Source organism: Haloferax sp. s1 (genome assembly GCF_058382125.1).
On sequence record NZ_JBZRPK010000658.1, the window covers coordinates 6,304 to 7,960 of the forward strand.

Below are 1,657 nucleotides of genomic sequence, written 5' to 3' on the forward strand. Positions count from 1 at the left end.
GCAATGACTACGCGGCTCGCCGTCGTCGCGCCGACCGGGCGGGGTGATGGGGGGCTTTGATAACCTTGCGGCGCGGGGCCCGGGGCGGTCGGCGGCATCGGCGTCTTTGCTCCCCGCCCCGCCAGCCTGTACTTCGAATTCGCGGGCGGTTTCGAGTCGCTCGCCACGCGGCGGCGACAGGCGAAGCATCGTCTCGCCGAAGGTCACGAGTGCTGTCATGGACGGCCGTTCGCGGGCGCGATATAAACCTCCGGCGTTGCCGTCGAATGCAGCGACTGCTGGCGGTTCGGTGCGTCAGGACTTCCCCGACAGTATCAGGCCGTCGTGAGCGGAGACTCGTTCCCCAGCACCCGACTGGCGGCCATCACTATCGCGGGGCCGGTCATTCCGATGGCGACCATCGTCAGGTCGCGGACCGGGCCAGTCATGATTTCCAAGACAAACGCGTTGTACAGGGAAATGCCGGCGAAAGCGGCGTAGGAAGCCGCCAAGACCGCGTTGGTCAGTCGGTTGTCCGAGTTGCGGTCAGAACGGATTCTCCGACCGGCGACGAAGATGACCGGACCGACTGCGGCGCCAGCCGTGATTAGGAGGGCATCCACCATCCAGCGCTCCCGGAACTCGATGGCGATTGTGGCGGCGAGCGCCACCACGAAAACTGCGAGGGAGACCACTATCAGGGAGGGATTCAGGGCATCGTTTCGCATTACTCATACTTGTTGCTATTGCTACATTATGGTTGTGGACTGATGTGCGTGTGTAGCTGTTTTATTGTCACTGAATTCTCCTTTTGTTGCCACTGTATTCTCCTCGTCTGTTCGGCGCCCGAATTAGGCCGACGTGAGCCGTCGAACGAGGTAGATAAACGAAATCGGGATACTCAGAAACGGGATAGCGATAAGATAGTACAGGGGAGACGGAATCCAGTTGGACCGCTTTGCGAGCGAGATTCGGTCGAGGTGGAGCGCAACGGGTCCGACGATAACGGCGAGTGCAGTCCCGTAGAAGCGAATCGCGACTCCGGCGGCGTCGGCCCACGTCGGGACGCTCGGTCCCGTGGCGGCGGTAAAGAGATACGACACCACGAGGACGAGCGGCCCGAAGAGAATCCCAAGAAAGACGAGCGCGTTCATCAGTTCGACCCACTCGGTGGCCGGACTTCAATCCTCGCCGAGAGTATCGCCAGCGAGAATTGGGTCGTTGGTTCAGTCGTAGCTTGCCTCTCGCATCACTCTTCGGCGCGCCGGCCTCCGTGACCGGGGTAGTCGCGCTCGAACCGCGATTCGATTTCGTCCCGGTCAAACTCGATGACGACCGGTCGCCCGTGCGGGCAGGCGTAGGGATTCTCGCAGTCGTCGAGTGCCGAGAGCAGTTCGAGCACCGACCCCTCGCGGAGCGACGTGTTGCCCGTAATCGACGGGTAACACGCGAGGTCGGCGAGGAGTTCGTCGGCGACGGCGTCGACCGTCTTCTGGCCGCCGTCGGCCTCCTCGCGGACGAACGCCGTCAGCGCGTCGCGGAGGAGTCCGGGGTCGAGCGCCGCGTCGAACACAGCCGGAACGGTTCGTTCCGACACGCTACGCTCCCCTCTCCGCCCGGCGCGGCCTCCGATCCGCCCCACCGCCTCGTCCTACCCCTCCTGCTACGCCGCCCGCTC

The 1,657-nt window shown here is 63.7% G+C and carries 2 protein-coding genes and 2 pseudogenes; all 4 read right to left on the bottom strand.

Going from position 1 to position 1,657, the window contains the following annotated elements; genetic code table 11:
* Positions 1 to 219 (bottom strand): annotated as a pseudogene (locus QT222_RS15390) (sugar kinase); the annotation flags it as partial.
* A 95-nt stretch (positions 220 to 314) separates the two neighbouring features.
* Positions 315 to 707, bottom strand: a complete 393-nt coding sequence (locus tag QT222_RS15395; protein WP_491477670.1) for a hypothetical protein — start codon at positions 705 to 707, stop codon at positions 315 to 317.
* Between the two features lie 123 nt (positions 708 to 830).
* Entirely contained in the window at positions 831 to 1,133 is a 303-nt protein-coding gene (locus tag QT222_RS15400; RefSeq protein WP_004057809.1) for a hypothetical protein, read from the bottom strand.
* 95 nt (positions 1,134 to 1,228) lie between these two features.
* Positions 1,229 to 1,588, bottom strand: a pseudogene (locus QT222_RS15405) (DNA mismatch repair endonuclease MutL); the annotation flags it as partial.
* Between the last annotated feature and the right edge of the window lie 69 nt (positions 1,589 to 1,657).

Coding starts and splice junctions, on each gene's coding strand:
- QT222_RS15395 (WP_491477670.1), bottom strand. CDS start 707: ATGCGAAACGATGCCCTGAATCCCTCCCTGATAGTGGTCTCCCTCGCA.
- QT222_RS15400 (WP_004057809.1), bottom strand. CDS start 1,133: ATGAACGCGCTCGTCTTTCTTGGGATTCTCTTCGGGCCGCTCGTCCTC.